General features: G+C 74.1%; 19 protein-coding genes, 1 pseudogene and 1 riboswitch. Of the genes and pseudogenes, 8 read left to right on the top strand and 12 right to left on the bottom strand.

The window, feature by feature from the left end; genetic code table 11:
- Positions 1-7 precede the first annotated feature (7 nt).
- On the bottom strand, positions 8-541 hold the full coding sequence (locus SCATT_RS29030; RefSeq protein WP_014151841.1) for an EF-hand domain-containing protein: 534 nt from the start codon (positions 539-541) through the stop codon (positions 8-10).
- A 319-nt stretch (positions 542-860) separates the two neighbouring features.
- On the opposite strand from SCATT_RS29030, the gene SCATT_RS29025 reads away from it, so the two are divergent.
- Positions 861-1,088, top strand: coding sequence for a DUF6480 family protein (locus tag SCATT_RS29025; RefSeq protein WP_041823724.1), 228 nt, complete (start codon positions 861-863; stop codon positions 1,086-1,088).
- Positions 1,089-1,156: 68 nt separating this feature from the next.
- Here SCATT_RS29025 and SCATT_RS29020 read toward each other — a convergent pair whose 3' ends face one another.
- Positions 1,157-2,065 carry an aminoglycoside phosphotransferase family protein gene (locus SCATT_RS29020; RefSeq protein WP_041823726.1) on the bottom strand — a complete coding sequence of 303 codons (909 nt, stop codon included), beginning with the start codon at positions 2,063-2,065 and terminating at the stop codon, positions 1,157-1,159.
- Between SCATT_RS29020 and aspS the strand changes: the two are divergent.
- A pseudogene (aspS, locus tag SCATT_RS29015) lies at positions 2,049-3,739 on the top strand (aspartate--tRNA(Asn) ligase). The gene SCATT_RS29020 and the pseudogene aspS sit on opposite strands and share 17 nt — an antisense overlap.
- A gap of 100 nt (positions 3,740-3,839) precedes the next feature.
- On the top strand, positions 3,840-4,331 hold the full coding sequence (locus SCATT_RS29010) for a nuclear transport factor 2 family protein (protein ID WP_014151846.1): 492 nt from the start codon (positions 3,840-3,842) through the stop codon (positions 4,329-4,331).
- 21 nt (positions 4,332-4,352) lie between these two features.
- On the opposite strand, the gene SCATT_RS29005 is transcribed toward SCATT_RS29010, so the two are convergent.
- A complete protein-coding gene (locus tag SCATT_RS29005) occupies positions 4,353-4,997 on the bottom strand; it encodes a TetR/AcrR family transcriptional regulator (protein WP_014151847.1) in 645 nt (214 codons plus the stop codon).
- Positions 4,998-5,079: 82 nt separating this feature from the next.
- On the opposite strand from SCATT_RS29005, the gene SCATT_RS29000 reads away from it, so the two are divergent.
- Together SCATT_RS29000 and cobM are read left to right on the top strand one after the other, a co-directional pair.
- Entirely contained in the window at positions 5,080-5,973 is an 894-nt protein-coding gene (locus tag SCATT_RS29000; protein WP_014151848.1) for an NAD(P)H-binding protein, read from the top strand.
- A 92-nt stretch (positions 5,974-6,065) separates the two neighbouring features.
- A complete protein-coding gene (gene cobM, locus SCATT_RS28995) occupies positions 6,066-6,815 on the top strand; it encodes a precorrin-4 C(11)-methyltransferase (RefSeq protein ID WP_014151849.1) in 750 nt (249 codons plus the stop codon).
- 7 nt (positions 6,816-6,822) lie between these two features.
- Here the strand turns inward: cobM and SCATT_RS28990 are convergent, their stop codons facing one another.
- Positions 6,823-7,959, bottom strand: a complete 1,137-nt coding sequence (locus SCATT_RS28990) for a cobalt-precorrin-5B (C(1))-methyltransferase (protein ID WP_041823728.1) — start codon at positions 7,957-7,959, stop codon at positions 6,823-6,825.
- Between the two features lie 18 nt (positions 7,960-7,977).
- On the opposite strand from SCATT_RS28990, the gene SCATT_RS28985 reads away from it, so the two are divergent.
- A complete protein-coding gene (locus SCATT_RS28985; RefSeq protein ID WP_014151851.1) occupies positions 7,978-8,730 on the top strand; it encodes a cobalt-precorrin-6A reductase in 753 nt (250 codons plus the stop codon).
- 24 nt (positions 8,731-8,754) lie between these two features.
- Here SCATT_RS28985 and SCATT_RS28980 read toward each other — a convergent pair whose 3' ends face one another.
- From SCATT_RS28980 to cobG, 3 genes are read right to left on the bottom strand one after another with little or no spacing between them, the layout of a single operon-like run.
- Positions 8,755-10,245 carry a precorrin-2 C(20)-methyltransferase gene (locus SCATT_RS28980; protein WP_014151852.1) on the bottom strand — a complete coding sequence of 497 codons (1,491 nt, stop codon included), beginning with the start codon at positions 10,243-10,245 and terminating at the stop codon, positions 8,755-8,757.
- On the bottom strand, positions 10,242-10,913 hold the full coding sequence (locus SCATT_RS28975; protein WP_014151853.1) for a precorrin-8X methylmutase: 672 nt from the start codon (positions 10,911-10,913) through the stop codon (positions 10,242-10,244). Before SCATT_RS28975 ends, SCATT_RS28980 begins: the two co-directional genes overlap by 4 nt.
- Complete coding sequence (gene cobG, locus SCATT_RS28970) at positions 10,910-12,205, bottom strand: precorrin-3B synthase (RefSeq protein ID WP_193789274.1); 1,296 nt, start codon at positions 12,203-12,205, stop codon at positions 10,910-10,912. The genes SCATT_RS28975 and cobG overlap by 4 nt, the downstream gene beginning before the upstream one ends.
- Before the next feature lie 45 nt (positions 12,206-12,250).
- Positions 12,251-12,402: riboswitch (cobalamin riboswitch) on the top strand.
- 63 nt (positions 12,403-12,465) lie between these two features.
- On the opposite strand from cobG, the gene cobN reads away from it, so the two are divergent.
- Positions 12,466-16,098, top strand: a complete 3,633-nt coding sequence (gene cobN / locus SCATT_RS28965; protein ID WP_014151855.1) for a cobaltochelatase subunit CobN — start codon at positions 12,466-12,468, stop codon at positions 16,096-16,098.
- 58 nt (positions 16,099-16,156) lie between these two features.
- Here the strand turns inward: cobN and SCATT_RS28960 are convergent, their stop codons facing one another.
- Genes SCATT_RS28960 through SCATT_RS28940 form a run of 5 tightly spaced genes read right to left on the bottom strand, consistent with a single transcriptional unit; the run spans position 16,157 to position 22,500 of the window.
- The gene (locus tag SCATT_RS28960; protein WP_014151856.1) at positions 16,157-17,095 is read right to left on the bottom strand and encodes an ROK family protein; all 939 of its coding nucleotides are present in this window, start codon (positions 17,093-17,095) and stop codon (positions 16,157-16,159) included.
- Positions 17,092-18,792, bottom strand: coding sequence for a dipeptide ABC transporter ATP-binding protein (locus SCATT_RS28955; RefSeq protein WP_014151857.1), 1,701 nt, complete (start codon positions 18,790-18,792; stop codon positions 17,092-17,094). Before SCATT_RS28955 ends, SCATT_RS28960 begins: the two co-directional genes overlap by 4 nt.
- Positions 18,789-19,697: an ABC transporter permease gene (locus tag SCATT_RS28950; protein ID WP_014151858.1), complete on the bottom strand. Its 909-nt coding sequence runs from the start codon at positions 19,695-19,697 to the stop codon at positions 18,789-18,791. Before SCATT_RS28950 ends, SCATT_RS28955 begins: the two co-directional genes overlap by 4 nt.
- Positions 19,694-20,653, bottom strand: a complete 960-nt coding sequence (locus SCATT_RS28945; protein ID WP_014151859.1) for an ABC transporter permease — start codon at positions 20,651-20,653, stop codon at positions 19,694-19,696. Before SCATT_RS28945 ends, SCATT_RS28950 begins: the two co-directional genes overlap by 4 nt.
- Positions 20,650-22,500 carry a peptide ABC transporter substrate-binding protein gene (locus SCATT_RS28940; protein WP_014626753.1) on the bottom strand — a complete coding sequence of 617 codons (1,851 nt, stop codon included), beginning with the start codon at positions 22,498-22,500 and terminating at the stop codon, positions 20,650-20,652. The genes SCATT_RS28945 and SCATT_RS28940 overlap by 4 nt, the downstream gene beginning before the upstream one ends.
- Positions 22,501-22,756: 256 nt before the next feature.
- Between SCATT_RS28940 and SCATT_RS28935 the strand changes: the two genes are divergently transcribed.
- The gene (locus SCATT_RS28935) at positions 22,757-24,001 is read left to right on the top strand and encodes an ROK family transcriptional regulator (RefSeq protein WP_014626752.1); all 1,245 of its coding nucleotides are present in this window, start codon (positions 22,757-22,759) and stop codon (positions 23,999-24,001) included.
- The last annotated feature ends 18 nt before the right edge of the window (positions 24,002-24,019 follow it).

The following is a 24,019-nucleotide window of genomic DNA, read 5'->3' as shown; positions in this document are numbered from 1 at the left end:
CACAACATCAGGCGAAGGGGCCGCCGGCGACCTGGCCGCCGCCGTCGTGCAGGGCCTCGGCCATCGGCGAGGCGCCCTCGGCCACGTAGGACCGGATGGACGCCAGGTACTCGTCGCGGCCCACGCGTCCGTCCCCGTCGGTGTCCAGCGCGTCGAACGCCTTCGCCGCGTTGCCGGCGTCGTTCCCGAGCACCGAACGCAGCCGCGTGAACTCCGCCCGCGCCAGCGCCCCGTCCGCGTCGGCGTCGGCCAGGTCGAACAACGCCCCCAACGCCTGCCGGCAGACCCCGTCGAACACCTCACCCCCCGCCCACGTCGCGTACTCCTCGAACGTCACCCTGCCGTCGCCGTCCGCGTCCATCGAGGCATACACCCGCTCATGGGCCACCCGCGCCGCCCGCACCAGGGGATCGTCCCCGTCCCGTCCCAGCGCCCTCGCCGCCCGCTCCGGCCGGGCCAGATACTCCCGCCGCGAGATGACGCCGTCACCGTCGGTGTCCAGCATGGTGAAGATGTGCCGCTTCGCCGTGAGGGTGTCCATGGATGCGCCTTTCCGTGTCGTTCCGCTACCCGCCGGATCGTCCCAACCGCTCGCCCCGCGGAGGGCCGACAGGCCGGTGCGCCCCACGAAAGAGTGAGTACGCATGCGGTGACAGCCGCCCCGCGGCGGGTGCCCGGCGCCGGGCGCGAAACCGACGTGACCTGGCGGTCACCGACCCGGGCGAGGAACCGTCCGGAAGGTCCGCGCGCCGGACGGTCGGCGCCTCCCTGCCTACGACGCGACCGGGTGAGGACGCGTTCTCCCGCCCCGGAACGCATTCGAGCCGTGGCTTTCCGTCCGGAACGGGTACCCGAAGGCCATGACCCAGCCGAACCCTGATCCCGATCCGCGGACCGCGCCCGGTCTGGAGCCGGGTGGTGGTGTGCCGCCGGGGGAGACGCCCCCGGCGGAGAGCAGCATGCCCGGCGCCGGCCCCCGCGAGACGCACAACCCGACGAAGGGCTGGGGCAAACTCCCCATGACCCTGATCCTGATCGCGGTCGCCCTCTTCGCCGCGTTCTTCCTGGCCTTCGCCGTCTTCGTCTGACCCGGCGGGCCCGCGCAGCCGCCGCGTCCGCCCGGTGGGGCGCGGCGCCGGTGGAGGGTGCGCCGCGTCTAGCGCGGGTCCAGCACGGCCCGGATCACGTGCCGGGCGTTGCGGGCCATCGCCGGGTTCCTGTCACGGTGGTAGGGGAGTGATATCAGGGCCTGGGAGAGCGTCCGTGCCCGGCCGCGGTTCCAGGTGGCGTCGTCCACGTCGAGCGCCGCGCGGAAGACGTCGCGCGCGTCGGCCGGGAGGAGGTTCCAGGCGGGGAAGAGGTCGCAGGCCGGGTCGCCGACGCCCAGGCAGCCGAAGTCGATCACCGCGGTCAGCCGGCCGCCGTCCACCAGCAGGTTGCCCGGCATGAGATCGGCGTGCAGCCACACCGGCGGCCCCGACCACCCCGGCTCGCGCAGCGCGTCCTCCCACACGGCGGTCACGGCGTCGCAGTCGATCCCCTCCTCCGGGATGCCGCGCAGCGCCTCGATCGCCGAACGGGTCGACGCGTCGAGGGAGTCCAGCGGACCGCCACGGTGGGCGTCGGGCGCTCCCGGCAGGGAAACGCCGCGCATCGCGGTCACGAAGCGGGCCAACTCCCGTGCCAGGGCCATCGGTTGGCGTACCGCGCCTTCCCTCGGGTTGTCTCCCGCGAGCCACCGGTACACCGACCACGGCCACGGATACCCCTCGGCCGGCTCCCCGGCGGCGAGCACCTCCGGCACCGCCGTGGGCAGCAGGGGCGCGAGTCGCGGCAGCCACTCCCGCTCCCGGACGACGTCCTCCACCCCGCCCGCCACCAACGGCAGCCGTACGACCATGTCGTCACCGAGCCGGTACATCGCGTTGACCGTGCCGCCGGACGCGACCCGCGCCACCGGCAAGTCGGCCCACCGCGGAAACCGCCCGGCGACCAGCCGCCGCACCAGGCCCTCGTCGACGAGGCGCGGGCCGGGATCCGTCTGCTCGGTGGTCACGGCTCCCATCCCACCGCCGTCGGGGAAAGGGCGTCAAACGGTTATCGCGTCCCGCGTGACGACCGTCGGCCGGCGCCGGATCCGCTGCGGGCCCAATTCCGTTGTCGCCGTCGGCCGCTCCCCCCTACGCTGGCGTGCAACGCGTCGACGGAGCCGAGTATCCCCGGATCCGCGCGGGTCGAGAGAGCTGCTGGCAGCTGTGAAGGCAGTCCCGCGTACCGGGGTGAAGACCCTCCCGAGTGCGGGGAGGAACGGCCCGTGGGCCCCATGCCCCGCCGGCCGGCCCCCGTCATCGGGCCCGAACGAGGCCGTTGCCGAAGGCGGCGGCGAAGGTGCGGTGGCACAGCGAGTCACCCTTCTCGCCCGCACCCCCAAGGGATCACCACGACGCCCCTGGAGGGCCGCGATGATCCGTCCTGCCACCCGTGTACTCGCCGCCGAGCTGGCGGCCCACGTCGGTGAGACCGTCGAAGTCTGCGGCTGGCTGCACCGCCGCCGTGAGCTGAAGAACGTCACCTTCCTCGTCCTGCGCGACCGTTCCGGACTCGGCCAGATCGTGGCGTCCGGGGCGGACGGCGGCCTCCCCGAGGAGACCGTGCTGCGGGTGCGCGGCACGGTGACCGCCAACCCGCAGGCGCCCGGCGGGGTCGAGCTGACCTCACCGGTGGTCGAGCCGCTGTCCGGCCCGGCGCAGGCACCGCCGTTCGGGCTGCACCGGCCCACCGTGCCCGCCGCCCTGCCCACCGTCCTGGACCACGCCCCGGTCACCCTGCGGCACCCGCGGTTGCGGGCTCCGCACCAGATCTCCGCCGCCTCCGTGGCGGGCTTCCGTGCGGCCCTGGACGCCCAGGGGTTCACCGAGATCCACACCCCGAAGGTGGTCTCCTCGGCGACCGAGTCCGGGGCCGATGTCTTCACCGTCGACTGGTTCGGCCGCCCCGCCCACCTCGCCCAGTCCCCGCAGTTCTTCAAGCAGACCATGGTCGGTGTCTTCGAGCGGGTCTACGAGACCGGGCCGGTCTTCCGCGCCGAACCCCACGACACCGCACGCCACTTGGCGCAGTACACCAGTCTCGACGCCGAACTGGGCTTCATCGGCGTCCACCACGACGTGATGGCCGTGGTGCGGGAGGTCGTCGCGGCGATGACGGAGGAGGTCGCCCGCCGGGCCGGCGAGGCCGTCCGACTGCTTCAGGCCACGCTGCCCGAGGTGCCGGCCGAGATCCCGCACGTCCACTTCGCCGACGCGATGGCCCTGCTCGGCGCGGACGAGCCCGACCTCGCCACGGCGCACGAGCGGGCGTTGAGCGAGTGGGCGCTGCGTGAACACGGCAGCGAGTTCCTGTTCGTCACCGGCTACCCGATGGCCAAGCGCCCTTCTACACCCACCCCGAACCGGGCCGCCCGGCCCACTCCAACAGCTTCGACCTGCTCTTCCGCGGGCTGGAACTGGTCACCGGCGGCCAGCGGCTGCACCGTTACGAGGACTACGTGGCCGCGCTTGCCGCGCGCGGCGAGGCCACCGAGCCGTACGCCGGCTACCTGTCCGCCTTCCGGCACGGGATGCCGCCGCACGGTGGCTTCGCCCTCGGCCTCGAACGGTGGACCGCCCGCCTGGTGCGTGCGGACAACATCCGCCGCACCGCGCTCTTCCCGCGTGACCTGCACCGGCTGACCCCTTGAGTGAGGGCTTGGGCAGCCTGTGGTGTTTCGTCGCCCCCCGGCCCCCGCCGACGACTCAACGGACCCGCACCGTCCCGGTCCGAGGTGGTAGGACTGGGGCATGGACACCGAGCCCCTGGCGCCGACCGAGTCCCTGTCCTCGACCGACCTCCTGCTCGCCGAGCGGGCCTGCGAGCGGCTGATCCTCGAGCTCGTCCGCAGGCTCGACCTGGGTGACCCGGCCACCGTGGCGGACCTGTTCACGCCGGACGGTGTGTGGCAGTGGCCCGAGGGCGGTCGGCGGGTGGCGGGGCGGGAGGCGTTGCGCGACTACTTCGGCTCCCGCCCCGCCGACCGGCTGTCGCGCCGGATGTGCACCAACCTCCTGGTCACCGTCACCTCCGCGACGACGGCGGTGGCGACCACCTACTTCACCACCTACCGCGTCGACGGCCACACCTCCGGCATGCTGCCGCCCCGTCTTCCCGCCAACGTCGGGCACTACGAGGACGTCTTCCGCGTGGTCGACGGCGAGTGGCTGCTCGCCTCCCGCACGCTGGTGCTGGCGTTCGGTGGGCCGACGGAGCGGGTCGGGGCGTCCGGAGGGGCGTGAGTCCGGCACGGGGCGAGGGGGTCAGCGGGGCAGGGCGGTGGTCACGGTGCGGCGGATCTCGGTGAGGTCGACGTTCTCGACGGCGGCGGCGTCGCCGGGGGTGGCGGTGAGGGCGGGGTCGACGCCGAGGAGGGTGCGGAAGAGCTTGGGCAGGACGGTGCGGGCGAGGAGGTCCTCGGCGAGCGCGGTGGCGTCCGGGCCGGCCAGGGGGGAGTGGTCGGCCAGGTATGTGGTGAGCCGTTCGTGGGTGGTGGCGAAGACGGCGTCGAAGTAGGCGGTGGAGCTGCCCGGCAGGCGTTCGGCCTCGGCGATGGCCAGCCGGCAGGTGCGTACCTGCGCCTCCCAGGTCATCAGCTCCAGGAACCGCCCGCAGAAGAGCGTCACCGCCTCGGCGGGGTCCTCGGCGTAGGCGTCCGGGGTACGCAGCTTGCCCAGGTACAGCTCGCGGATGAGGTCGAGCACCGCGAGGAAGAGTTTCTCCTTGCTCTCGAAGTGCGCGTACAGCGACCGCTTGGAGGTCTCGGCGCGGGAGGCGACGGTGTCCATCGAGGCCCGCTCGTAGCCGGTCTCCAGGAAGACGTCCTTGGCCACGAACAGGATGTGGCGGCGCAGTTCCGCACCGCGCCGCTGTTCGCCCCGCCGCCGCGGCTCGCTTGCTCGGCTCATCGACTTGTGTCCCCAAAAAGTAAACGGTACGGTCTAGTTTACCTAGCTCGATCATCCGCCCCCAGTCTGCTGGAGAGATGCCGTGATCGTCATCACCGCTCCCACCGGGAACATCGGCCGCCAGGTCCTCACCCGGCTCCTCGCCGCCGGCGAGTCCGTCCGCGTCATCGCGCGCGACCCGGCCCGGCTCGACGCCGCCGTCCGCGACCGGGCCGAGGTGGTCCAGGGCTCGCACGGCGACGCCCGGGTCGTCTCCCGTGCCTTCGACGGCGCCGACGCCGTGTTCTGGCTGCTGCCCGCCGACCGTCGCGCCGCCGGCGCCGAGGAGGCGTACGTCGGCTTCACCCGCCCCGCGGCCGAGGCGATGCGCGCCACGGGCGTCAAACGCGTCGTCGGTGTGAGCACCCTGGGCCGCGGCACCCCGTACGCCGGGCGGGCCGGGCACGTGACCGCCTCGCTCGCCATGGACGACCTGATCGCGAGCACCGGGGTGGCGTTCCGGGCGCTGTGCCTGCCCGGGTTCATGGAGAACATGCTGCGGCAGGCCGGGGCGATCAGGGAACAGGGTGCCTTCTTCGACGTCACCGCGCCCGATCTGCCGTCGCCGGTCGTCGCCACCCGCGACATCGCCGACGTCGCCGCCCGCCTGCTGCTGGACACCTCGTGGAGCGGTCAGGAGGAGGTCCCGGTGCTCGGACCGGAGGACCTGTCCAACGACGACATGGCCGCCGTCGTCTCCGAGGTGCTGGGCACCCCGGTGCGCTACCGCCGGATCCCCGGCCAAGCGCTGCGGGACCGGCTCACCGGCGCCGGGTTCTCCGACGCCATGGCCCAGGCCATGCTCGACATGATGGCCGCCAAGGACGACGGCTACGACCGCGGCGCCACCCGGACGCTGCCGAACGCGGTGACCGGCCCGACCACCTTCCGGCAGTGGTGCGAGGACACCCTCAAGCCCGCGGTGGCCGCCATCTGACGCAACGTCAGATGGCCGACCCCGGCTCCGTACGGGTGCCGCTGCTGCGACTAGGGTGCAACAAAGCCGTACGACCTCGCGGGAGCAGACAGATGACCGTGTACTTCATCGGCGCCGGACCCGGCGCCGCCGACCTGATCACGGTGCGCGGTGCCCGTACGCTCGCCGCCTGCCGGGTCTGCCTGTACGCGGGGAGCCTGGTGCCGCGCGAGCTGCTGGCCGAATGCCCGCCGGACGCACGCCTGGTGGACACCGCGCGCCTCGATCTGGACCAGATCACCGCCGAGTTGGTCCGCGCGCACCAGGAGGGGCACGACGTGGCGCGGCTGCACTCCGGGGACCCGTCGGTGTTCAGCGCGGTGGCCGAGCAGATGCGGCGGCTGGACGCGGCGGGGGTGCCGTACGAGGTGGTCCCCGGGGTCCCCGCGTTCGCCGCCGCGGCTGCCGCGCTGAAGCGGGAGCTGACCGTGCCGACCGTCGGCCAGACGGTGATCCTCACCCGCGTCGCCCAGCGCGCCACCGCCATGCCCGACGGCGAGGACCTGGCCACCCTCGGCCGCGGCGGCGCGCTGATCGTGCTCCACCTGGCGGCCCGGTACGTCGACCGCGTGGTCGGCGAACTGCTGCCGCACTACGGCGCCGACTGCCCCGCCGCCGTCGTGGCCTACGCCTCCCGCCCGGACGAACTGGTCATCCGGGGCACGCTGGCGGAGATCGCCGGGAAGGTGAAGGAGGCCGGGGTGGTGCGCACCGCCGTGATCATGGTGGGACGCACGCTCGGCGCCGAGCACTTCCGCGACAGCCACCTGTACTCGCCGGAACGCGAACGCCACCCGCACTGACCGCCGTTCAGGCCACCGCGCTGCGGCCCACCACGGTCCCCGCCCGGTCGATGCAGATCACGTCCACCGCGACCGGCGCCCCGCGCAGCACCGCCAGCGCCTGGTCGCGGGCGGCCGTGGCGACCAGATCACCCAGCGGCACCCCGGCCACCAGACACGACTGGAGCGCGGCCAGGCCCGTGTTGGCGGCGGCCACCTCGGCGGCCAGCGCCTCGTCCGCGCCGCCGCGGCGGGCCACCTCGGCGAGGAAGCCCTTGTCGACCTGGGAACGCCCGGAGTGCAGATCCAGATGGCCGGCGGCGAGTTTCGACAACTTGGCGAAGCCGCCGCAGATCGTCAGCCGCTCCACCGGATGCCGGCGGACGTACTTGAGCACCGCGCCCGCGAAGTCCCCCATGTCCAGCAGGGCGTCCTCGGGGAGCGCGTACTCGGCGACCACGGTCTTCTCGGAGGTCGACCCGGTGCACCCGGCGACATGGGTGCGCCCGGCCGCCCGGGCCACGTCGACACCGCGCCGGATCGAGTCGATCCACGCCGAGCACGAGTACGGCACGACGACGCCGGTGGTGCCCAGGATCGACAGGCCGCCCAGGATGCCCAGCCGCGGGTTCCAGGTGGAGCGGGCGATCTCCTCGCCGTGGTCGACGGAGACGGTGATCTCGACGTCCCCGGTGCCGCCGTGCGCCTCGGCGACGCGGGCGACGTGCTCGCGCATCATCCGGCGCGGCACCGGGTTGACCGCGGGCTCGCCGACCGGCAGCGGCAGCCCGGGACGGGTGACGGTGCCCACCCCCGGGCCCGCCCGGAAGACCACACCGGATCCGGCCGGCAACCGCCGTACCGTGGCCCGCACCAGCGCGCCGTGGGTGACGTCCGGGTCGTCCCCCGCGTCCTTCACGATCCCCGCCATCGCGTACCCGCCGGTCAGCTCCTCCGCCGCCAGCGCGAACGACGGCGTCTGCCCCTTCGGCAGCGTCACCGTCACCGGGTCGGGGAAGGCCCCGGTCAGCAAGGCGGTGTACGCGGCCGTGGTGGCCGCCGTCGCACAGGCACCGGTGGTCCAGCCGGGCCGCAGCCCGGTGTGCTTGAGTTGGGCACCGCGGCCCCCGGTGGGCTCGCCGGCCCCTCGCACGTCATTGCTCATGAACGGACCCGGACCTCCATGCACGTACTGATACTGGGCGGAACCACGGAAGCCCGGCGGCTGGCCGAGGTGCTGGACGCCGTCCCCGGCCGGCGGGTGACCAGTTCGCTCGCCGGGCGGGTCGCCAGCCCCCGGATGCCCCCGGGCGAGGTGCGCGTCGGCGGCTTCGGCGGGGCCGAGGGGCTCGCCGGGTGGCTGCGCGACCACGCCGTCGACGTGCTCATCGACGCCACCCACCCCTTCGCCGGGACGATCAGTTTCCACGCGGCGCGGGCCGCCGCCACCGCCCATGTTCCCCTGCTCGCCCTGCGCCGCCCCGGCTGGGTCCCCGTCGAGGGCGACCGGTGGCACGAGGCCGCCTCGCTGGAGGAGGCGGCCCGGCTGCTGCCGGACCTCGGCCGGCGGGTCTTCCTCACCACCGGACGGATGGGTCTGGCCACCTTCGCGGCCCTGGACGACCTGTGGTTCCTGGTGCGTTCGGTGGACCCGCCGCAGGCCCCGCACCCGGCGCGGATGGACGTCGTCCTCGACCGCGGCCCGTTCACCCTCGACGGGGAACGCGAACTGCTGCGCCGCCACCGCGTGGAGGTGCTGGTGACCAAGGACAGCGGGGGAGCGGCGACCGCGCCGAAGCTGACCGCCGCCCGGGAGGCCGGGATTCCGGTGGTGGTGGTCCGCCGCCCGCCGGTCCCCGAGGGGGTGCCGGTGGTGTCCGGCCCCGAGGAGGCGGCCCGCTGGATCGGCGAGCGCGCCGCCCGGCAGGACGGCTGAGCCCCCGGGCGGCGCCGCCCGCGCTCACCCCGTCGGGTACCGGCGCGGGGTCCAGACGACCTCCTCGCCGTCCCCCCGCCGCACGGTGCGGGTCTGCGAGGAGCCGACCAGCAGGATGGTGCGCATGTCGACCTCGGCCGGGTCCAGCTCGGCCAGGCGCACGATCCGCACCCGCTCGCCGGGGCCGCCCACGTCACGCGCGACCACCACCGGGGTGGTCGGCGCCCGGTGCTCCAGCAGCACCTCCCGGGCCTTGCCCACCTGCCAGGTACGGCTGCGGGAGCCGGGGTTGTACAACGCGAGGACCAGGTCGGCCGAGGCCGCGGCACGCAGCCGGCCGGCGATGACCTCCCAGGGCTTGAGCCGGTCGGACAGCGAGACGACGGCGTAGTCGTGGCCGAGCGGGGCGCCGGCCCGGGCGGCTGCCGCGTTGGCCGCGGTGACCCCCGGCAGCACCCGTACCGGGACGTCCAGGTACTCCGGGCGGGAGGCGGCCTCCAGCACGGCGGTGGCCATCGCGAAGACCCCCGGGTCGCCGCCGGAGACGACGGCGACGCGACGGCCGCGCCGGGCCAGGTCGAGGGCGAACTCGGCGCGTTCGGACTCCACCCGGTTGTCCGAGCCGTGCCGGTGCTGACCGGGACGCTCCGGCACCCGGTCCAGATACGTGGTGTACCCCACGAGGTCGTCGGCGGCGGCCAGGGCGGCACGGGTCTGCGGGGTCAGCCACTGCGGCCCGGCCGGGCCGGTGCCGACCACGACCACCTCGCCGGGCCCGTCCGGCGCGGGCCGTCCGGCGCCGGCCCGGCCGGGCACCACCGCCACCGAGAAGTAGGGCACCGACTCCTCGGCCACGTCGGCCAGTTGGGCCAGCCGCTCCCCGGCCATGGTGGCCCGCTCGACGTACCGGGCCTCGGCCAGCCGTCCCGAACCGGCCAGCGCCGCGCGGACCTTGGGGAAGGTGCGCCCCAGCTTCATCACCACGGCGGCGTCCGTGGCGGCGAGCCGGGCGGTCAGCTCCTCCTCGGGCAGCGTGCCCGGCAGCACGGTCAGCACCTCCTCGCCCTCGGCGAGCGGGGTGCCCAGCCGCGCCGCGGCGGCGGAGACCGAGGTGACACCGGGGACGACCTCGGTGGGGTAGCGGTCGGCGAGCCGCTTGTGCATGTGCATGTACGAGCCGTAGAAGAGCGGATCGCCCTCGGCGAGGACGGCGACGGTACGCCCCGCGTCCAGATGCGCGGCCAGCCGGGCCGCCGCCTGGGCGTAGAACTCCTCCATCGCGCCCCGGTAGCCGCCCGGGTGGTCGGTGGTCTCCGTGGTCACCGGGTAGACCAGCGGCTCCTCGACGTGGTCGGCGCGGATGTGCCGGGCGGCGATGGACCGGGCTATGGAACGGCCGTGGCGGGCGCTGTGGTAGGCGATCACGTCGGCCTCGGCGATCACCTCGACCGCCCGGACGGTCATCAGGGACGGGTCACCCGGGCCGAGCCCGACCCCGTACAGCTTGGCGCTCACTCTTCCTCACTCGCGATCGCGTTGAGCGCGGCGGCGGCGAGGGCGCTGCCGCCCCGGCGGCCCCGGACGACGAGGTGGTCCACCCCGGACGGGTGGGCGGCCAGGGCGTCCTTGGACTCGGCGGCGCCGACGAAGCCGACCGGCACGCCGATGACGGCGGCGGGCCGGGGGGCGCCCTCCTCGACCATCTCCAGCAGGCGGAAGAGCGCGGTGGGCGCGTTGCCCACGGCGACCACGGCACCCTCCAGCCGGTCCCGCCACAGCTCCAGCGCGGCGGCGGTCCGCGTGGTGCCGAGCTTCGCCGCCAGTTCCGGGACGGCCGGGTCGGAGAGCGTGCAGAGCACGTCGTTGCCGGCGGGCAGCCGCTTGCGGGTCACGCCGCTGGCCACCATCTGGACGTCGCACAGGATCGGCGCGCCGGAACGCAGCGCCGCGCGGGCCCGGGCGACCACGGCGGGGGTGTACGCCAGGTCGCCGACGAGGTCGGTCATCCCGCAGGCGTGGATCATCCGCACGGCGACCTGGGCGACGTCGGCGGGCAGCCCCGCCAGATCGGCTTCCGCGCGGATGGTGGCGAACGACCGGCGGTAGATGGCCGCGCCGTCCTTCTCGTAGTCGTAGCGGGACACGGTATTCTTCTCGCTGCTCTCGTCGGGGATACGGCTCATGAGGTGATCGCCGCCAGGACGGTGGCGAGTCGGGAGGGGTGGTCCACGGTGGCGGTGCGCGGCGCCCGGCCGGAGGCGGTGACGCTCACCCGGTAGCCGCCGTCCTCGGCGGCCACCACGTCGATCCGGTCGCCCACGGGGTGACCGCAGCGGCGTTCGCACCCGGACCAGTACAGGGGGAGGCCCGGGAGTCCGGCCGCGTCCAGGGCCGCGGCGGCGTCCGTCCGCACGTCCGCCCGTGACCTGGCGCAGCCGGGGCGGCCGACGCAGGCGCCCACCCGCGGCCAGGGCGAGTCGGGGTCGGTGACCAGGCCGACGGCGCGCAGCCGGGCGAGCGCGTCGGCCGCCCGCTCGGGGGTGAGGCCCGGTGCGGGCAGGACGACGCCGCGCCAGGGGGTCAGCCGCAGCTCACCGCGGGCGGCCCGGGTCAGCTCCCGCCACTGCGCGGCGGACAGCCGGCCGAGCGGAACGTGGACCGACAAGGCGTCGCCGGTCACCCCGGGGAGCGGACCGCCGGTGCCGGTGGCCTCCGGTACGCCCGTCGCGTGGTTGATGCCGTCCGCCGTCAGACGGCGGCCGAGCGCGGCCGTCAACTCCTCGGCAGGCAACGCGAGTTCGGCCACCCGCCAGGCACGCGTCCCGCTCGCCCGCGCGGCGTCGAGGAAGACCTCGGCGGCCGTCAGCGTGGCCCGCGCCGCCTGCCCGCCGGGCACCCGCAGCGCCGTCCCGGACGCCCCGAGGCGCACCAGGGCGTCCCCGTCCGGAACCGCCCGCACCGTGACGTCGGCGCCGAGCCCGGCGACGTCCCCGCGCCCGTCGTCCAGCGCGAACAGGAAGCGCCCGGACAGCTCGCGGGCCGCTTCGCTCGCGCACAGCAGCGCGTCGAGGCCGGTGAGCCACGGCCGTACGTCCCGCAGCCCGTGCCCGTCGAGCCCGGACAGCGGCGAGGCGACGACGTTGCGCACCCGCTCGTGTCCCGGGGACGGCAGCAGCCCGGCGGCCTCCAGCAGCCCGGCCAGTTCGGCACCGCACCCGGCCGGCAGCCCGCGCAACTGCACGTTGCCGCGTGAGGTCAGATGCAGGTCGCCGTCGCCCAGCCGCAGTGCCGCCGACCCCAGCGCTTCGGCCTGACGGGTCGTCAGCACACCGCCGGGCAGCCGGACGCGGGCCAGCGCCCCGTCGTCCGCGGCGTGCAGCCGCAGCGCCCCCGGGCAGGCGTCACCGCGATCCCGCGAGACCGCCGCGGCCTGGGACGACGGAGGGGTGGAAGCCGTTGACATGGCCGCGAGCATACCGATGATCGCACCCGGTGTACTCCCCGCCATTCCTCGGTGCCCCTTACTATGCTCCTCGGTGGATCATCCGTTCCACCACCGCCACCATGGCGACCAGGGAGGAAGCCCGGTGCGAATCCGGCGCGGTCCCGCCACTGTGAGCCCGCCCCCCGGGGCCGGGTGAGCCAGGAACTCCCTTCCGCCGCGCACCACTTGGCGCGCGGCGGAGCCATCCGACACCGCCCGGGGCGCGGACCCCGAGGAAGGCCAGCGACCGCATGCAGCCGTCATCCGGGGAGCGCGACACGCACCCCCGCGTCCTGCTCCTGTCGACCTCCGACACCGACCTGCTCAGCGCCCGCGCGGCCGGCGGCCCGGTGCGCTACCGCTTCGCCAACCCGGCCCGGCTGCCCCTCGACGGCCTCCCGGACCTCCTCGACGGCGTCGCCCTGGTCGTGGTACGCCTCCTCGGCGGCGTCCGCGCCTGGCAGGACGGCCTCGACCTGCTGCTCGCCGACGGCCGCCCGGTCGTCGTCCTCACCGGCGAACAGGCCCCCGACGCCCAGCTGATGGCCGCCTCCACGGTCCCGGTCGGCATCGCCGCCGAGGCCCACGCCTACCTCGCCCACGGCGGCCCGGCCAACCTCGAACACCTCGCCCGGTTCCTCTCCGACACCGTCCTGCTCACCGGCCACGGCTTCGAACCCCCGGCGCCCGCGCCCACCTGGGGCCCGCTGGAACGCGTCGCGCGCGACGACGGCACCGGCCGCCCCGTCGTCGCCGTGCTCTACTACCGCGCCCACCACATGGCCGGCAACACCGCCTTCGTCCACGCCCTGTGCGACGCGATCGAGGACGCGGGCGGCACGCCCCTGCCGCTGTACGTCGCCTCGCTGCGGGCGCCGGAACCGGAGCTGATCGACGCGCTGCGGGCCGCCGACGCCGTCGTCACCACCGTCCTCGCCGCGGGCGGCACCCGGCCCGCCGACGCCTCCGCCGGGGGCGACGACGAGTCCTGGGACGCCGGCGCCCTGACCGCCCTCGACGTCCCGATCCTGCAAGCCCTCTGCCTGACCGGCTCGCGCGCCGACTGGGCCGCGGGCGACGAGGGGGTCTCCCCGCTGGACGCGGCCGGCCAGATCGCGGTGCCCGAGTTCGACGGCCGGCTGATCACCGTGGCGTTCTCCTTCAAGGAGATCGACGCCGACGGCCTCCCGGCGTACGTCGCCGACCCCGAACGCGCCGCCCGGGTGGCCGGGATCGCGGTACGCCACGCCCGGCTGCGCCACATCCCGCCCGCCGCCAAACGCGTCGCGCTGGTGCTCTCCGCCTACCCCACCAAGCACTCCCGCATCGGCAACGCGGTCGGCCTGGACACCCCCGCGAGCGCCGTCGCGCTGCTGCGCCGGCTGCGGGACGAGGGGTACGACTTCGGTACCGGCGCGGAGGTCCCCGGACTCGCCTCCGGCGATGGCGACGAACTGATCCGGGCGCTCATCGAGGCGGGCGGCCACGACCAGGACTGGCTCACCGAGGAACAACTCGCCCGCAACCCGGTGCGCATACCGGCCGCCGACTACCGCCGCTGGTTCGCCACCCTCCCGCCCGAACTGCGCTCCGCCGTCGAGGAACACTGGGGCCCGGCGCCCGGCGAGCTGTTCGTCGACCGCAGCCGCAACCCCGAGGGCGACATCGTGCTCGCCGCCCTCCGCCACGGCAACCTGCTCGTCCTCATCCAGCCGCCGCGCGGCTTCGGCGAGAACCCGATCGCCATCTACCACGACCCCGACCTCCCGCCCTCCCACCACTACCTGGCCGCCTACCGCTGGATCGCCGCCCCGCGCGACGAGGGCGGCTTCGGCGCCGACGCGGTGATCCACCTGGGCAAGCACGGCAACCTGGAGTGGCTGCCCGGCAAGAACGCCGGTCTGTCGGCCGCCTGCGCCCCGGACGCCGCCCTCGGCGACCTCCCGCTGATCTACCCCTTCCTGGTCAACGACCCCGGCGAGGGCACCCAGGCCAAACGCCGGGTGCACGCCACCCTCGTCGACCACCTGGTGCCGCCGATGGCCCGCGCCGAGTCCTACGGCGACATCGCCCGGCTGGAACAACTCCTCGACGAACACGCCCAGATCGCCGCCATGGACCCGGCGAAGCTCCCGGCGATCCGCGCCCGCATCTGGACGCTGATCCAGGCCGCCCGGCTCGACCACGACCTCGGCCTCGCCGACCGCCCCGACGACGACGGCTTCGACGACTTCCTGCTGCACGTCGACGGCTGGCTGTGCGAGGTCAAGGACGCCCAGATCCGCGACGGTCTGCACGTACTGGGCACCGCGCCGACCGGTGAGAGCCGGGTGAGCCTGGTGCTCGCCATCCTCCGCGCCCGCCAGATCTGGGGCGGCACCACCGCCCTGCCCGGGCTGCGCGAAGCCCTCGGCCTCGACGAGTCGGCCGCCACCCGCACCACGGCCGACGAGGCCGAGGCCCGGGCCCGCGCCCTCGTCCAGGCGATGGAGGACGCCGGCTGGGACCCGGCCGCGGTACCCACCGGCGAGGGCGAACAGGTCGCCCGCGTACTGGACTTCGCCGCCCGCGAGGTCGTCCCCCGGCTCGCCGGGACCACCGCCGAACTCGACCACAGCGTCCACGCGCTGGCCGGCGGATTCGTCCCGGCCGGCCCCTCCGGCTCACCCCTGCGCGGCCTGGTCAACACCCTGCCGACCGGCCGCAACTTCTACTCCGTCGACCCCAAGGCCGTCCCCTCCCGCCTCGCCTGGGAGACCGGCCAGGCGCTCGCCGACTCCCTCCTGGAGCGGTACCGCGCCGACCACGGCCACTGGCCGGAGACGGTGGGCCTGTCCCTGTGGGGCACCAGCGCCATGCGCACGGCCGGCGACGACGTGGCCGAGGCCCTGGCGCTGCTCGGCATCCGCCCGGTGTGGGACGACGCCTCCCGCCGGGTGACCGGCCTCGAACCCGTACCGTACGAGGAGTTGGGACGCCCCCGCGTCGACGTCACCCTGCGCGTCTCCGGCTTCTTCCGGGACGCCTTCCCGCACGCCATCGGCCTGCTGGACGACGCGGTACGGATGGCCGCGGCGCTGCACGAACCGGCCGAGGCCAACCACGTACGCGCCAACGTCCAGGCCGACCTCGCGGCGCACGGCGACGAACGCCGCGCCACCACCCGCATCTTCGGCTCCCGCCCCGGCACCTACGGCGCGGGGCTGCTCCAGCTCATCGACTCCCGCGACTGGCGCACCGACGCCGACCTCGCCGAGGTCTACACGGTCTGGGGCGGCTACGCCTACGGCCGCGGACTCGACGGCCGCCCGGCCCGCGAGGAGATGGAGACCGCCTACCGGCGCATCGCGGTCGCCGCCAAGAACACCGACACCCGCGAACACGACATCGCCGACTCCGACGACTACTTCCAGTACCACGGCGGCATGGTCGCCACCGTACGCGCCCTGCGCGGCACCGCCCCCGAGGCGTACATCGGCGACTCCACCCGCCCCGAGACCGTCCGCACCCGCACCCTCGTCGAGGAGACCTCCCGCGTCTTCCGGGCCCGCGTGGTCAACCCCAGGTGGATCGAAGCGATGCGCCGCCACGGCTACAAGGGCGCCTTCGAACTCGCCGCCACCGTGGACTACCTGTTCGGCTACGACGCCACCACCGGCGTGGTCGCCGACTGGATGTACGACCGGCTCACCGAGGCGTACGTGCTCGACCCGGCCAACCGCGCCTTCCTCCAGCAGGCCAACCCCTGGGCGCTGCACGGCATCGCCGAGCGGCTGCTGGAGGCCGAGTCGCGCGGGATGTGGGCCAAGCCCGACCCGGCGGTGCTCGCCGCGCTGCGGGAGGTGTACCTGGAGACCGAGGGCGACCTGGAAGCCGGCGAATGACCGGTGAGGGTGGCGGCGGGCCCGGCGCACACCGGCCGGACCCGCCACGGCCGGACGGCTACGCCCCGACCGGCGCCGGGCGCGGACCGGCCAGGCAGGCCGCGCCGATGGCCGCCGCGTGACCGGCCAGCCGGGTGCGCTCCAGGCGGATCGGCTGGGCGCTGACCGGCGGTTCGGCCTCCAGCGCCTGGCGGATCGCGGGGTGCAGCAGGTGCCAGGCGTGGGTGAGGCCGCCGCCGAGGACCACGGTGGTGACGTCGAGCAGGCCCGCGGTGATCAGGACGGCACGGGCGACGGCGGTTCCGGCGGCGTGGAAGACGGCCCGGGCGTCGGCGTCACCGTTCTCCGCCGCGGCGGCGATGTGCCGGGCGGTGGTGCGGTGTCCGGTACGCCGCGCGTAGTGGGTGGCGACGGCGCGGCCGGAGGCGAGGGTCTCCAGGTGGCCGCGTCCGCCGCAGGTGCACGGCAGGTCGCCGAAGCCGGGGATGTGGCCGATCTCCCCGGCCGCGCCGTGCGCCCCGTCGAGCAGGGTCCCGCCCAGGCACAGGGCGCCGCCGACACCGGTGCCGAGGGTGATGCCGAGCACGTCGCGCTCGCCCTGGACGGCGCCCTTGGCGACCTCGCCGCGCAGGAAGGCGTTGACGTCGTTGTCGAGGAACGCCGGTACGCCCAGTTCGGCCTCGATGGTGGCGGTGACCGGGAAGCCGGCCCAGTCGCGGAAGGAGTCGCTGGCCACCAGGACGCGGCCGGTCGCGGTGTCCACCACCCCGGCCGCGCCGACCCCCACGCCCGCCAGCCTGCGGGGCGACTGGCCGAGCAGCCGGCGCAGCGCGTCGAGGGCGGCGCGGATCATCGCCGGGCCGCCCTGGGCCGCCGGGGTGGGGATCTGGGTGTGCGCCACTACGGCCAGGTCGGGGGTGCACAGCACCACCTGCGTGGTGGTGCCGCCGATGTCGACGCCGGCGACGACCGTGGGGTGTGTCAGGGGTCGGGTCACGCGTCGGCTCCTGATCCGGCGGCCTGCCGTCGCAGGCGGCGTTGGCGTTGCAGAACGGGGTCGGGGACGGGGACGGCGGCCAGCAGCCGCCGGGTGTAGTCGGTCCGCGGACGCAGCAACGTCGTCCCGGTGGTGCCGTGTTCCTCCACGTGTCCGCCGCGCATGACGACGACGCGCTGGGCGAAGCGCTGCACCACGGCCAGGTCGTGCGAGACGAAGAGGCAGGCGAAACCGAGGTCCCGCTGCAACTCGGCGATCACGGTCAGCACCGCTTCCTGCACGCTGACGTCGAGGGCGCTGGTCGGCTCGTCGGCCACCAGGAGCTGCGGTTCGAGGACGAGGGCGCGGGCGAGGCTGACGCGCTGCCGCTGGCCGCCGGAGAGTTCCCGCGGGGCGCGGTCGGCGAGGGCCCGCGGGAGCTGGACGCGTTCGAGCGCCTCCGCCACCCGCGCCCGGCGTTCCGCGGCCGGCAGGTCGCGGCGGTGGACGCGCAGCGGCTCGGCCACGCACTCGCCCACCGTCATCCGGGCGTCCAGCGAGGCCACCGGGTCCTGGAGCACCACCCCGATGCCCGCACGCAGGGTACGGCGGGTGCGTGCCGACGCCTTGCGCAGATCGGTGTCGAAGAGCGACACGCTGCCGGAGGACGGTCGGATCAGCCCCAGCGCGACGCGGGCGGCGGTCGACTTCCCCGAGCCGGACTCCCCGACCAGTCCGACGGTCTCCCCGGGCCGGACGGTCAGCGACACGCCGTCGAGCGCGCGCACCGCACGGCTGCCGCGGCCGAAGACCACACCGACCCGGTCGAGGTCGACCACGGGTGCCTCCGACGCCGTGCCGCTGCCTTCCGCACGGTCCCCGGCGCCGTCCGTGTCCGCCGCCCCGGCCTCCGCGACGGTGAGCCTCGGCACCGCCGCCAGCAACCGCTTGGTGTATTCGTGCGCCGGGCGCAGCAGGACCTCCTCGACCGGCCCGGTCTCCACGATCTCGCCGCGCAGCATGACGGCGACCCGGTCGGCGAAGTCGGCGACCACCCCCATGTTGTGGGTGACGAGCAGCACCCCGGTCCCGGCGTCCACCGCCAACTCGCGCAGCAGGTCGAGGATTTCGGTCTGCACGGTGACGTCGAGCGCGGTGGTGGGTTCGTCGGCGATGAGCAGCCCGGGGTCGTTGGCGATGGCCATGGCGATGACGACGCGCTGCCGCTGACCGCCGGAGAGCTGGAACGGGTAGGCCGACGCGCGCCGCTCGGGGTCCGGGATGCCGACGCGGCGCAGCAGCTCCACGGCGGCGTGCCGGGCCTCGCGGGCGGAGACGTCACGGTGGTTGCGCACCACCTCGGCGATCTGGGCGCCGACGCGGGTGAGCGGGTCGAGGGCGGTCGCCGGTTCCTGGAAGACCATCGACACGGTGCGTCCGCGCAACCCGGTCAGGTCGGACTCGCGGGCGGCGAGGACGTCGGTCCCGGCGATCAGTGCCCGGCCGGTGGCGTGCGCGTTCCCGGGCAGCAGGCCCATGGCGGCCAGGGCGACGGTGGACTTGCCGGAGCCGGACTCGCCGACGAGCGCCAGGGTCTCGCCGGGGCGTACGTCGAGACAGACCCCGCGCACCGCGGGCACCCGCCCGGTCTCGGTGGTGAACGCGACGTCCAGGTCGTCGAGGCGGAGGATCGGTTCGTGCGTGGTGGTGGCGGTCATCCCCGTCCCCTGACGTCGAAGGTGTCGCGCAGTCCGTCGCCGATGGCGTTGAACGCGCACACGACGAGGATGACGGCGAGGCCGGGCGGCAGGATGAGCCACCAGTGGCCGGAGTAGACGGCGGTCAGGCCCGCGGAGAGCATCCCGCCCCAGTCGGTGGCCGGCGGCTGCACGCCCAGGCCCAGGTAGGAGACGTAGGCGACCAGCAGGATCGCGTCGGCGACCTGGAAGGTGGCGGCGACGGCGATGGTGGAGACCGTGTTGGGCAGGATGTGGCGGGTGATCGCCCGGGTGTGCGTGCCGCCGATGGCGCGCAGCGTGTGCACGTAATCGCGGTTCTTCAGGGTGAGCGTCTCGGCCCGCACCAGGCGCGAGGGCACCAGCCAGGAGACGATGCCCAGGATGAGCACGAGCCCGGGCACGCCGGGGGTGAGGATCGCGGAGATGACCAGCAGGATGAAGAGCGCCGGGATGGCGATGCCGGCGTCGACGACCCGCATCATCACCGCGTCCACCCAGCCGCCCGCGTACCCGGCCACCGCGCCCCACAGCGTGCCGATCACGGTCGCCAGCAGACCGGCCGCGAGGCCGACCAGGAGCGACACCTTGCCGCCGTACATCAGCCGCCCGAGTTCGTCGTGCCCGACCGCGTCGGTGCCCAGCGGATGCCGCAGGCTCGGGGGGAGGTTGACCTCCGACAGCGCGGTGTGCATCTGGTCGGTGCGGTACAGGAACGGGCCGACGAAGCAGAACAGCACGAAGAGGACGACCACCACCAGGCCGGCGACGGCCAGCCGGTTGCGCGCGAAACGGCGCACGGCCAGCCGGGTGCCCGTGGGCGCCGCCGGACTCTGCGGGGACGGCCCGGTGCCGAGCGCCCGGCCCGGTTGCAGCACGGCGCTCATGCGCGACCTGCCTTCACACGAGGGTCGATGATCCGCTGGACGATGTCGGCCAGCAGCGTGCCGGTGACGGTGGCGACCGAGATGACCAGGACGCAGCCGAGCAGCACCGGATAGTCGGAGGACTGGGCGGCGTTCCAGAACAGCAGCCCCATCCCCGGGTAGTTGAACAACTGCTCCACCACCAGCGCGCCGCCGAAGAGCACCGGCACGTAGTAGCCGAGCATCGCCACCACCGGGGTGAGCGAGTTGCGGAAGACGTGCCGCCACAGGATGGCGCGCCGGCCGGCGCCGCCGGCCCGCGCCGTGCGGACGTAGTCCTCGGAGAGGTTCTCCAGCGTCGCGGCGCGCATGTAGCGGCTGAAGACCGCGACCATCGAGGCGGCACCGGCGACGACCGGCAGCACGAGGGCGGCGGGGTCCGACAGCACCGCACCGAGGGTCTCGCCCTGCGGTGCCTGCGGCGGCAGCCAGGGCAGCACCATGCTGAACACCAGCACCAGCACCAGCCCGAGGAAGTACACCGGCGTCGCGTAGGCGACGAAGCTCAGCGCCGTGATGACGTAGTCGGCCGGCTTGTTGCGCCGCACCGCCTGCCACATGCCGAGCGGGATCGCCAGCACCAGCCCGACCACCGCCGACAGGACGGTGAGCACCAGGGTCTTCGGCAGCCGCTGCCAGATCAGCTGGGAGACCGACTCGTTGAGGGTGTAGGAGGTCCCCAGGTCGCCGTGGAGCATGGTGCCGAGGTAGTGGACGTACTGCAACGGCAGTGGCCGGTCGAGCCCCTGCTCGTGGTTGAACTGGGTGATCTGCTGGGCGGTCGCCTGCGGACCGAGGATGCCGCGGGCGGGTCCGCCGGGCAGCGCGTGCAGCAGGCAGAAGACCACCACGGTCACGATGAGGATCACCACGGCGGCCTGGAGGACGCGTCTGGTCAGGTACAGGAGGGTCGTCATGGGCGTTCCGCTCGGGTCGGGTCGGCGCCTTCGGTGGCCGGCTTCGTCCACCGCCACTGGGCGGGGTGGAAGTTGGCGAGCGAGTCCTGGGCGAAGCCGCCGAGGCCGTCTCTGATCACCGAGATCTGGTAGTCGGGCTCCGGCAGCCAGATCACCGGCAGGTCCTTGGCGAGGGCCGCGCTGTAGTCGAGCATGGCCTGCGGTGAGTCGGAGGTGGTGGACGCGGTGATCAGCCGGTCGGCCGGGTGGTCGGAGTAGTTGCCGAAGTTGGAGCCGCCCTTGGACTGGAAGAGCGAGTCACCGGTGGGGAAGGCCGGGAAGTACCAGCTGCCGGCGGTGCCGAAGAACGACAACTGCCAGTCGCAGGACGGCTGGTCGGCGGTGCACTGCGGGGTCTGCGCCAGCACCGAGTTGACCGGCGCGGTCTTGATGGACAGGGCGATCCCGCTCTCCGACAGCGAGGACTGGATGGCACTCATCATGTTGTCGGTCACCGTCGAACCCGACTGGGAGAGCACCTGCATCCGGAACCGGGTGCCGCCCTTCACCCCGGGGCCGCACTGCGACGGTGAGGTCCCCGGCCGGACGCACACCATCACCCCGTCCCGCTCGCTCCACCCGTGTCCGGTCAGGAGCGCCCTCGCCCGGGCGGTGGAGTACGGGTACGGGTTGGCCTTCTGCGCCGGCGACAGGAAGTTGGACGCCTGCGCCTGCGGGACGGGTCCGTAGCCGGGGACGGCGGTCCCGTTGAAGATGGCCTTCACCAGGCTGTCCTGGTCGATCGAGAGCTGGATCGCCTGCCGGGCGTACAACTGCCGGAAGACCGCCCCCATCGCCGGGTTCTCGAAGTTGTACGGCATGTAGGTGATGGCCCACCCGGTCCACGGTTCGATCCGGTACCCGTGCGAGGTGAACAGCTTCCGCTGTCCGAGGTCGGCCGGGTCGACGTAGCCGTAGTCGACCTGCCCGGTGCGCAGCGCGTTCTCCTCGGCCGCCTTGGTGGTGAACGGCAGCAGGTTGACGGTGCGGATGTGTGCCTTCTCGCCGCCGTCGTACGCGGTGTTGGCGGTGAGCCGCACCGTGCCCGAGGTGGAGAAGGAACGGATGGTGTAGGGGCCGCTGACGGTCTTCCACAGCGGGTTGGTGGCGTAGCCGGAGATGTCCTTGGCGACGGTGTTGAGGTGGTCCCACACCCGCCGGGCGCCCTCGGGTGTGGTGTCGGCGTCGGAGACGGGCGCGGAGGGGCCGGTCCGGTCCCAGGCGTGCTGCGGCAGCGGTCTGATCAGGCTCAGCTCGTTGGCGAGCATCCAGTTGGCGTTGTACGCCTTGTCGAAGGTGAGGGTGAAGTGGTGGTCGTCGGCGATCTTCAGCGAGGTCCAGTTGTCCGGCGCCTGGCCCGGGTTGTAGCCGGCCCACTGTGCCTTGTCCGCCTTGATGAGGCGGTACCAGAAGTCGACGTCGCGTGACGTGATCGGGTGGCCGTCGCTCCAGTGGCGGTCCCCGAGGGTGATCCGCACGCTTCTGCCGTCCGGGGCGAAGTCGGCGGCGGTGGCGATGGAGGCCGCCTTGTTCCAGCCGACGGTGCCGGTGGAGCCGTCGTAGGAGACCAGCGGTTCCCACAGCGCGGCCGAGATGGAGGCGTTGTTGGTGTTCAGATGGGCCGCGGTGCCGATCGGCAGGATCCAGTTGGGGGTGAAGTTCGCGGGCAGCGCGTAGTTGATCGCGTCGTGGGAGGCGGGCCGCACGCCGCCAACCCCGGCGCAGCCTGCGAGCAGCAGGCCCGCCGAGACGGCGGCGCCCGCGACGAGCGTGCGGCGGCGGCCCGCCGCCGTGCGAGCTGGTGACATGGCACTCCTCGAGGTGGCACGGAGCCGCCAGTCAACGACGTCGATGGCCGAAAAAACAGCCCGACTTCCGTAACAAGTTGGTTTCTGCGGTCCTGAAAAAACCGCAGAAGAAGACAAGCACCCCACTTGACCTGCATGGATAACGGCAATTCGCCGCACGGTGACCGTGCGGGAACACCACACACCACCGTTCCCACACCACCGGATCGGGGCGTAGTGTCACACCACGATCTCCGTTCCGGGAGTTATTTTCTCCATGCCTGAAAAAAGTGACGCGCACCGGACGGGCACCGGCGCCCCGTCCCTGCCCGCGCGCGTGCTCCAGCTCATCGCCTCCGGCCGGGCGACCTCCCGCACCGAGCTGGCCAAGCTGCTCGGGGCCGCGCCGTCGACCATCTCGGCCGCGGTCGGCCAGCTCATCGACCGCGGGCTGGTGGCCGAGCAGGGCACGCACTCGTCCACCGGCGGGCGCCCCCGCAAGGTGCTGCGGCTCGGCGGCAGCGACGAGTTCGCCCTCGCCGCCGACCTCGGCGGCAGCCACGCCGGCATCGCCGTGGTGCTCCCGGGCGGCACGCTCGCCGACGTCTCGACCGTGCCGTTCGCCATCGCCGACGGGCCCGAGGCGGCCCTGCCCCGCCTCGCGGACCTGCTCGAAGAACTCGCCGAGCGGCGCGGCCGGCACCTGCTGCGCGGCGTCGGCCTCTCGCTGCCCGGGCCGGTGGACGTGGCGACCGGTACCGTCAACCTGCCGTCCCGGATGCCCGGTTGGAACGGCTTCCCGGTCGCGGCCTGGCTGGAGGAACGGTTCCGGGTCCCCGCCGCCGTCGACAACGACGCCAACTGCATGGCCGTCGGCGAACACGCGGTACGGCCCGCCGGACGACGGCAGTCGATCATGGTGAAGATCGGTTCCGCGATCGGCGCCGGCATCATCGTCGACGGACGGCTCTACCGGGGCGCGACCGGCGCCGCCGGCGACATCACCCACGTGCGCATCGACGCCGCCGACGACACCCCCTGCTCCTGCGGCAACACCGGATGCCTGGAGACCGTGGCCTCCGGCGCCGCACTCGTCCGCGTCCTGCGGGCCGGCGGCGCCGACGTGCGCTCCCCGGAGGACGTGGTCCGGCTGGCGACCGAGGCCGACCCGGCGGCCACCAGCGCGGTACGCCGCGCCGGGAGGTACCTGGGGATGGTCCTCGCCGCCAACGTCAACTTCTTCAACCCCGACGCCGTCTACCTCGGCGGCATCCTGTCCACCCTCGAACCGTTCGTCGCGGCGGTGCGCAGCCAGCTGTACGAGGGGTGCCACCCGCTGGTCACCAAGCACCTGGTGATCGAGAGCGCCAGCCTCGGCGCGGAGGCGGGCCTCGTCGGCGCCGGCCAGTTCGCGTTCCAACGGGCCCTGGAACGCGCCCTCGACGCCGTCTCCGGCGACCCCCGCACCACCGCGCCCGTCCCTCTCCCGCCGCACCACGACCCCGCCCGCTCCGGCGCCTGACGCCGTCACCACCCGCAC

The organism is Streptantibioticus cattleyicolor NRRL 8057 = DSM 46488, assembly GCF_000240165.1.
GTDB lineage: Bacteria > Actinomycetota > Actinomycetes > Streptomycetales > Streptomycetaceae > Streptantibioticus > Streptantibioticus cattleyicolor.
The sequence above is the reverse complement of the archived record's forward strand: the minus strand, read 5'-3'. Positions and strand labels throughout refer to the sequence as shown.